This is a genomic window from Pseudarthrobacter cellobiosi, assembly GCF_023913815.1.
Taxonomy (GTDB): Bacteria; Actinomycetota; Actinomycetes; order Actinomycetales; family Micrococcaceae; genus Arthrobacter; species Arthrobacter cellobiosi.
Genome location: NZ_JAMXBK010000016.1, coordinates 153,477 through 162,187 on the forward strand (window position 1 = coordinate 153,477; position 8,711 = coordinate 162,187).

At 67.5% G+C, this 8,711-nt stretch carries 8 protein-coding genes; 7 read left to right on the top strand and 1 reads right to left on the bottom strand.

Annotation, left to right across the window (positions count from 1 at the left end; translation table 11 throughout):
• Positions 1-28: 28 nt before the first annotated feature.
• From NG701_RS02860 to NG701_RS02890, 7 genes are all read left to right on the top strand, one after another.
• Entirely contained in the window at positions 29-1,525 is a 1,497-nt protein-coding gene (locus NG701_RS02860; RefSeq protein ID WP_252564360.1) for a bifunctional phosphatase PAP2/diacylglycerol kinase family protein, read from the top strand.
• A 168-nt stretch (positions 1,526-1,693) separates the two neighbouring features.
• Positions 1,694-2,656 (top strand): ABC transporter ATP-binding protein, encoded by a 963-nt coding sequence (locus tag NG701_RS02865; RefSeq protein ID WP_252564362.1) that lies wholly within the window; start codon positions 1,694-1,696, stop codon positions 2,654-2,656.
• Positions 2,657-2,670: 14 nt separating this feature from the next.
• On the top strand, positions 2,671-3,558 hold the full coding sequence (locus tag NG701_RS02870) for an ABC-2 transporter permease (protein WP_252564364.1): 888 nt from the start codon (positions 2,671-2,673) through the stop codon (positions 3,556-3,558).
• Between the two features lie 20 nt (positions 3,559-3,578).
• Positions 3,579-4,943 (top strand): sensor histidine kinase, encoded by a 1,365-nt coding sequence (locus NG701_RS02875; RefSeq protein ID WP_252564366.1) that lies wholly within the window; start codon positions 3,579-3,581, stop codon positions 4,941-4,943.
• Positions 4,940-5,632 (top strand): response regulator, encoded by a 693-nt coding sequence (locus NG701_RS02880; protein ID WP_252564368.1) that lies wholly within the window; start codon positions 4,940-4,942, stop codon positions 5,630-5,632. The genes NG701_RS02875 and NG701_RS02880 overlap by 4 nt, the downstream gene beginning before the upstream one ends.
• 80 nt (positions 5,633-5,712) lie before the next feature.
• Positions 5,713-6,606 carry an intradiol ring-cleavage dioxygenase gene (locus tag NG701_RS02885; RefSeq protein ID WP_252564370.1) on the top strand — a complete coding sequence of 298 codons (894 nt, stop codon included), beginning with the start codon at positions 5,713-5,715 and terminating at the stop codon, positions 6,604-6,606.
• A 10-nt stretch (positions 6,607-6,616) separates the two neighbouring features.
• The gene (locus NG701_RS02890; RefSeq protein ID WP_252564372.1) at positions 6,617-7,939 is read left to right on the top strand and encodes a M18 family aminopeptidase; all 1,323 of its coding nucleotides are present in this window, start codon (positions 6,617-6,619) and stop codon (positions 7,937-7,939) included.
• Between the two features lie 23 nt (positions 7,940-7,962).
• Here NG701_RS02890 and NG701_RS02895 read toward each other — a convergent pair.
• The coding region (locus tag NG701_RS02895) for a PKD domain-containing protein (RefSeq protein ID WP_252564374.1) at positions 7,963-8,711 on the bottom strand (749 nt) is incomplete at its 5' end.

Consider the following 8,711-nt stretch of genomic DNA (forward strand, 5'->3'; position numbering starts at 1 on the left):
TAGGACCCACCGGTTATAAGGTGGGGAGATGTACAGAGTGTGGCGCAAGGGACCGGGCTGGATCAGCCGCTTTGACCGGCATCTTGTCCGCGGCGTGTCGTCGTTCCCGGGTGGAAACCACGATGAGTTCTTCCGGCGCCTCTCCGCCTCCGCCACCCACGGGAAACTGTGGATCGGGGCAGCGGCGGTCATGGCCGCCTTTCCCGGCAAGCCGCGCCGGGCCGCCCTGCACGGGCTGATCGCCCAAGCGGTGGCATCTGCTGTGACCAACGTGGTCTTCAAGACCCTGTTGCCGCGGGCCCGGCCGCTCCCTGAACACCTGCCGGTTTTCCGGTTCGTCCATCCGCAGCCCACCAGCTCGTCGATGCCATCGGGGCATTCGGCCTCCGCTATCGCCTTCGCGCTCGGCGCCGGCCTGGTCAAGCCGGTTGTCGGTGCGGCACTTGCGCCGGCGGCGCTGGGGGTGGCCTACTCCCGCGTCCACACGGGGGCGCACTGGCCCTCGGATGTGTTCTTCGGTTCGGCGATCGGCGCAGGGGCGGCCCTGGTGACCCGTAAGTGGTGGCCCGTCCGCCCACCGTTTCCCGGAGTATCGCGCACCGCAACCCAAGCCCCGGAGCTGCCGGGCGGTGAAGGTCTCAGCATCGTGGTGAATACCCTGGGCGGCTCCTTCACGGAACAAACGGCAGGCGCACTCCAGGAAGTATTCTCCAAGGCGCATATAAAAGCGGTCGAGCCGGGAGAGAGCCTGGAGGAGGCCATCCAGGCCGCCGCTTCCCACGCGGACACCCGTGCCCTGGGCGTGTGGGGCGGCGACGGTACCGTTGGCACCGCCGCCGCAGCCGCCGTCGAACATTCCCTCCCCCTGCTGGTGCTCCCCGGCGGAACACTCAACCACTTCGCCCGGGACACGGGAACTGCCAACCTCAAGGACGCTGTGGCAGCCGCGGCCGCGGGTGAAGCCGCGCGGGCGGACGTCGGCATTGTGACCGTGGAGCGCGGGCTGGTGGGCAATCCGGAAACAGCTGACCTGGTCATGCTGAACACGGCCAGCATCGGCCTGTACCCCAACCTGGTCCGGCGCAGGGAGCAGCTGCAGCCGGCCCTCGGCAAACCGCTGGCCGGCGTGGTGGCAATGTTCCGGACCTTCGCCGCGGGAACACCCACAACACTGACCGTGGACGGTGTCCGGCACAAACTCTGGATCGCGTACATCGGACGTGGGCGCTATTACCCCCGGGACCACGCGCCCCTGTCGCGGCCCGTGCTGGACGATGGCGTCCTGGATGTCCGCATGATCACTGCCGACGAATCTTTTGCCCGGCTCCGGCTCCTGTGGTCGGTGTTGACCGGCACGGTGGCGACGTCCCGGATCACCCATCTGCGGGAGGCCACCGAGGTCCGGATTGAGTCGGAGGGCTCCCCCCTGGCACTGGCGGTCGACGGCGAGGCGCTGGCGGGCGTGCGCAGCGTCCGGATCCGGGTGGAACCGCGCGCCCTGACGTACTACTCGCCCCGCACCTAAGGCTGCGCCCCGGTGGGGACCCCTAATCATCCGTGCGGACTACCCTGATTCGACCCTGAATCATCCCTGAGACAGGCGAAATCCGGCCGAGCCGTCGGTAGCGTGGAGCGTACACGAAACTTCCCCGCATCCCGCGGCCACCAGGCTGCTGTTCTAAGGAACATTTCCATGATTGAGGCAACAGGCCTGACCAAGGTCTACGGCAGCAAAACGGCGGTTGACGGCGTCAGTTTCACCGTCAAAGCAGGGCAGGTAACGGGCTTCCTGGGCCCGAACGGTGCCGGCAAATCCACCACCATGCGCATGATCATGGGACTGGACCGGCCGACGTCGGGCACGGTCACCGTCAACGGCCTGCATTACGCCGATCACAAGGCCCCCCTGCACCAGGTGGGTGCGCTGCTGGACGCCAAAGCCGTCCACACCAGCCGCAGCGCCTACAACCACCTGCGGGCCATGGCGGCGACGCACAACATTCCCACGTCCCGGGTACATGAAGTCATCGAAATGACCGGCCTGGAGGCAGTGGCCCGGAAAAAGGCAGGCGGCTTCTCGCTGGGCATGGGCCAGCGCCTGGGCATTGCCAACGCGCTCCTTGGCGACCCGCAGACCCTGATCCTGGACGAGCCGGTCAACGGCCTCGATCCGGAAGGTGTGTTGTGGGTCCGCAACCTGGTCCGCTACCTCGCCGGGCAGGGTAAGACAGTGTTCCTGTCCTCGCACCTGATGAGTGAGATGGCCCAGACCGCAGACCACCTGATTGTGATTGGCCGCGGCAAGATCATTGCCGACGCCCCCGTGCAGGACATCATTGCGGGGACCCGTCAGGTCAAGACCCTGGTCCGTACGTCCGCAGCCACCCACCTGACAGCCCTGCTGTCCGGCGATGGCGTAACTGTGGACCAGGGCCAGCCCGAAACCCTGGAAGTGACGGGCCTGGACGCGCGCCAGATCGCCCAGGTGGCGCTGGACAACCGGGTGCTTGTCTACGAACTCACCCCGCAGCAATCGTCTCTGGAAGACGCCTACTTCGATCTCACCAAGGACGAAGTGGAATACCACTCACACCTGACCGGTGGACCAGCCGGCGAGTTCGCCCCGGAACCCGCCCCGGCAACGGCAGGAAAGTAAGGACGATGACCACCATGACTGATACCCAGACTTCCCGGGTCCGTTCCACCGCTGGTACCAAGGGGGTGACCTTCGCCGGTGTGCTGCGGTCCGAATGGATCAAGCTGTTCTCCCTGATGTCCACCCGCATCCTGCTGCTCCTGACCCTTGTGGCGATTATCGGCGTCGGGGCCCTTGCCGTCCTGATCCGGTTCTCCTTCCTGGACGAAATGGCCCGGCAGGCCAGGGACCAGGGCCAGACCATGACGCCGGAAATGATGTCGCAGACATTCCCGCCAGGATCAGGCTTTGATCTGTACAACCTGCCTAATGCAGGCCTGCAGATCGGCATCCTGGTGCTGGGCTCGCTGGCTGTCCTGTTCATCTCCTCCGAGTACGCCACGGGAATGATCCGTTCCACCATGAACGCCGTCCCGCGCCGCACACCGGCTTTCGTGGCCAAGGCGATCCTGCTCGCCGTGATCTCCTACGTCATCACCACCATCGCCGCCGTGGCCACGTTCCTGATCGCCATGCCGGTCTTCCAGGGACTGGGCTTGGACCTGGACTGGTCCACGGAGGGCGTGCTGTACAGCGTCTTCACGGGCGGCCTCTACGTTGCCGGGGTGGCCCTGATCGGCCTGTCGCTCGGCGCACTCTTGCGCAACTCCGCGGGCGGAATCACCGTGCTGGTGGGCCTGTTCTTCGTCCTGTCCATTGCGGCGAGCTTTATGACCTTCATCCCCGGTGACTTCTGGAAGTACGTGCCCCAGTACCTCCCCAGCGACGCCGGCGGACGGTTCCTGTCCATTGGCCACACCGACGGGGTCATCGATCCCTGGCAGGGCGGCCTGATATTCCTGGGCTACGTTCTGCTGTTCCTGGTACCAGCCATGATCGTGCTCAAGAAACGCGACGTCTAGGCGGACACTAGGCTCAGAGCATGAATGAAGCGGGACTCGTGAGGGACGCGCCGGCCGGACAGGCCGACGCGTCCCTTGCCGAGATCACGGCCAAGCGCCGCGGCCTGCTCCGGCGCTACCTTTACCAGCATCCCCGGGTGATGGACGGTGTGGTGGTGTTCAGCTACGCGCTTCTGGTGGCGCCGACCGTGGTGGACGCGATCATGTCCGGCGCCTGGCTGGCGGCGGCGCTCCTCTTCGTGGTCGCCGGGGCCCTATTCTTCCGGCGCTCCCACCCCGTGGCGTTGGCTGCCTTCGTCGCGGTGATGGAAGTGGCGGTCACGCTGCTTCACCCGTGGGGCTCCAATGTTTCGGCGGGCCTGTGGATCTCGCTGTATGCCGTGGCCGTGGTGCACACGCGCCGGTTCGCGCTGGTGGCCATGGCCGCCGCCACGGCGCCGCTGGCCCTGCTGTACCTGCTGGCCGCCGTTGGTCCCATCGAGAATTCCTTCGTCCATGATGCCGGCGGCAATCCCGGCGACTTCCACCTCCTGACCAGCATCGCCACCGGCGCCACCATCGCCCTGTCCAACGTCATCGCCACCGGGATCGGAATCTCGGTGCGGCAGCGGCGGGAACATGAGCAGGAGATCGCCGCCTGGGCGGCGCGGACGGCCAGCCTGGCGTCCGTCAACGAACGCAACCGGATCGCCCGCGAAATGCACGACGTCGTGGCCCACTCACTGACGGTGATGGTCAGCCTCTCCGATGGCGCCGCCGTCGTGGTCCGGAAAAGCCCCGACCGCGCCGGCGAAGTGCTTGGCGAACTGTCGCGGACCGGCCGGACCGCGCTGGCGGACATGCGGCGAGTCCTGGGCGTACTCCGGGACGACGCCGGCGGGACCGCGCCACGGCAGCCGCTCGCTTCCGGCGACAGCCTGGCCAAGCTCCTGGAAGGCTTCCGGACCGCGGGCCTGCCCCTGCACTACTCGCACACCGGCCCCGCGCTGCCCGACGACGCGGCCTTCCAGCTGACGGTTTACCGGATAGTTCAGGAGTCACTGACCAATGTGCTCCGCTACGGCCGGTCGCTGGGACGCGTGGACGTGGGCATCGTCCGGACCGGCTCCACGGTCACCATTGAAGTGCTCGACGACGGCGCGGGAGTCCCGGGCCCGGGCACCTCCGACGGCGGCGGGCCAGGTTCAGGACTCCCAGGCTCCGGCGTCGGGCCCGGTTCCGGCCAGGGGCTGGCAGGCATGGCTGAACGGGCGCGCATCTACGCAGGCGCCGTGGTGGCCGGGCGGCGCGGCCGCGGCTGGCGCGTGTGTGCCGTCCTGAACTGGCCGGCCGACGAACCAGCGGAAACCCCACAACCGTCCATCCCAACTGCAAGGCACACGTGACTGAAACCCAACCCATAACCGTCCTGCTGGTTGATGACCAGCCGCTGCTGAGGATGGGATTCCGCCTCATCCTCGAGGGCGAGGAAGACCTGCATATTGTGGGCGAGGCCTCCGACGGTGCCGAGGCGGTCCGGCTGGTCCGGGACCTCAAACCCGACGTGGTGCTGATGGACGTCCGGATGCCCGTGCTGGACGGTATCGAGGCCACCCGCGCCATCACCGCCTCCGGATCCTGCGCCCGGATCATCATCCTCACCACCTTCGATGTGGACGAATACGCCTTCGCCGGGCTCCAGGCAGGCGCGTCCGCGTTCCTCCTCAAGGACGTGGCGCCGTCGGAGCTGGTCAGCGCCGTCCGGGTAGTGGCCAGCGGGGATGCCGTAGTGGCACCGAGGGTCACGCAGCGGCTGCTTGAGACCTATGTCCGGGGTGCGGCCGTGCCGGCCCCCTCCGCCGCGCCGCGGGATTCGCTGCTCGAAGACCTCACGCCGCGCGAAACAGAAATGCTCGAAGCCATGGCGGAGGGCCTCTCCAATGCCGAGATCGCGCACCGGTATTTCCTCTCCGAAGCAACGGTGAAGACCCACGTCCGCCGGATCCTCACCAAGCTCCACCTGCGCGACCGGGTCCAGGCAGTGGTGTACGCCTACGAGACCGGCCTGGTGGTCCCGAGCAATCCCGATTACTGACGCTGGCGCGCCGACTGTTGCACAGGGTCCGCACAGGAAGGGCCTATGCAGGGGATAGGCCGGCCGCGTTGGACGGAGCCATGAGCAACCACCTTCCCCACCCCAACCACGACCGCGGCCTTGAGTTTGACCTGTCCACCATGATCAGCCGCCGTTCACTCGGAATGTTCTTCGGCGCCGGCGGTGCGGCAGCGGCGCTGGCAGCCTGCACCCCCGGCGGGTCAGGCACCACAGCCAGCACGTCGACGTCGGCCGCTACCGAGAGTGCCTCAGCCACCGCAGGTGCCGCCACCACGACGGAGACTCCCACCGCCAGCCCCACGCTCACCCGGGCGATCGCGGAGTGCGGCATGGAGATCCCGCAGGAAACAGCAGGTCCTTACCCCGGTGACGGCTCCAACGGCCCCAACGTCCTGGCAGCCTCCGGGGTGGTGCGGCAGGACATCACCTCAAGCTTCGGAACCGGCAGAGCCACGGCCGAGGGTGTGCCGCTGACGTTCACCCTGACCCTGCTGGACAACGCCAACGGCTGCGTGCCCCTAGCCGGCGCGGCCGTCTACGCCTGGCACTGCGACCGGGACGGGAGGTATTCCCTCTACGATTCCGGCCTGGCAAACGAAAACTACCTCCGCGGCGTCCATGAGGCGGACGCCAACGGTCAGGTCACCTTCACCTCCATCTTCCCCGGCGCCTATTCCGGGCGCTGGCCGCACATCCACTTCGAGGTGTTCGAGTCCATGGGCAACGCCACCGCCGCCGGACAGGTGCTGGCGGTATCGCAGATCGCCCTGACCAAGGCCGCCTGCGACGACGTCTACGCCACTCCCGGCTACGAGGCCAGCGTCGCGAACATGAAACGGACCACGCTGCAGTCGGACAACGTCTTCAGGGATGACGGCGGCATCTACCAGCTGGCCATCATGACCGGATCGGCTTCGGCCGGCTACACCGCCGGGCTCAATGTGACCATCTAGACTCGGAACCATGCCTTCACGCTCCAGTGCCGCCGCCTCCAGTGCCGTTGACCACATCCAGGACCTTGGCGCGTACGTCAGCGCATCGCCGTCGAGCTTCCACGCCGTCCACGAGGCCGCCCGGCGGCTGGACGAGGCCGGGTTCACGCGCCTGGACGAGCGTGAGCCCTGGGCCGGCGGGGCCGGATCGTTCTACCTGGTCCGCGACGGCGCGCTGATCGCCTGGGTGGTCCCGGAAGGCGCCGGACCCACCACCGGGTTCAACATCCTGGGCGCGCACACGGACTCCCCGTCCTTCAAGCTCAAACCCAAGCCCACCACGGGAGCTTTCGGCTGGCTGCAGGCCGGAGTGGAGGTCTACGGTGGGCCGCTGCTCAACTCTTGGCTGGACCGCGAACTTCAGCTGGCGGGCCGGCTGGTCATGCTGGATGGCACCGAACACCTGACTGCAACGGGGCCGATGCTCCGCTTCCCGCAGCTGGCCATCCACCTGGACCGTGCCGTGAACGACGGCCTGACGCTGGACAAGCAGCGGCACATGCACCCGGTGTGGGGCCTGGGCAATCCCGCCGACGTCGACCTCCTTGCCGTGCTCGCTTCGCACGTGCCCAGCGGCGCTTCCGTTGATCCGGCCAGGATCGGAGGGTACGACGTCGTTATTGCAGACACGCAGGCGCCTACGGTTTTCGGGGCCAATGGGGAGTTCTTCGCCTCCGGGCGCCTGGACAACCTTTCGGCTACGCACGCCGGGCTGGCGGCGCTGATCGCGCACCACTCTTCTACCGCCTCGGCCGGTGGGCCGATCGCCGTCCTCGCGGCGTTCGACCACGAGGAAATCGGTTCCAACTCCCGTTCCGGGGCCTGCGGACCCATCCTCGAAGACGTGCTCGTGCGGATCTCCGACGGCCTCGGCGCAACGGTGAGCCAGCGGCGGCAGGCTGTGGCGGCGTCGTTCTGCGTTTCCGCGGACGCCGGCCACGCTGTCCACCCCAACTACCCGGAGCGGCACGATCCGGCCAACCATCCGGTCCTGAACGGCGGCCCGCTGCTGAAGATCAACGCCAACCAGCGGTACGCGACCGACGCGCCGGGCGCGGCATTCTGGGCCAGGCTGTGCGGGGAGGCGAAGGTGCCGTACCAGGAATTTGTGTCCAACAACGTGATGCCCTGCGGCTCCACCATTGGCCCCCTGACCGCCACGCGCCTGGGGATCCGGACTGTCGACGTCGGCGTGCCCCTGCTCTCGATGCACTCCGCCCGCGAGCTCTGCGGCGTGGCGGACCCGCACAGGCTGGCTGCTGTCACGGAGCTGTTTTTCCGGACTGCGGTTTAGGCGGCCGGTTTCAGGCGCTGCCGTCAGGCGGCGGGCTTCAGCGCTGTCCGCCAGACGGCCACGGCCCGCGCTGCACTCATGGTCCACGTGGCCGTGCCGCTGGCTCCCGCTGTGGCCTGGAAGCGGTCGGCCAATTCGGCTATCTGGCCCGCAGGGGCCTCCCAGCGTTCGGTCCAGCCGGAGGGCGGGCTGAACACGGGTGCTGAGCAATCGCACGCGCCGCCGCCGATCAGCATGGCGCCGGCGGTGGCCGTGGTGACGCTCGGGGCGGTGATGCTCGTTGCCGAGTAGGTTGTGTCGAGGGCAGTGACCACCGGGCTGTCCAGCGGAGTTGTGTTGTTGACGCCGCGGTAGGCGGTGATGCCGCCGCCCCATTTCACGGCAGTGCTCAGCGTCCAGGTGTAACTTGCCGGATCCGAGGTTCCCACCACGTGGTAATAAACGAACGCCCGGGAGCCCGAGTTCGAGGAGCTATTAATGCCCAGACCGTTGACAATCGGCGTCCAGCCGGTTGGAACTGAGGACATCGTCGGGCTGAAGTCCGCGGTGATCGCGGCGATCAGCACATCGCCGGCTGCGGTGCCGGCCGGTGCTGCGATGGTCACGTTGGCCGATGCTGTTGAGGCGGAAGCGCTGCTGGAGTTGACCACCGTCACGCCAGCCGGTGGTACGGGGTTGACGGTGATGGTTGTGGTCGCTGAGGTGGAGCCGGTGCTGTTGGTGGCGGTGAGTTCCGCGGTGTAGGTGCCGGCGGTTGTGTAGGTGTGTGAGG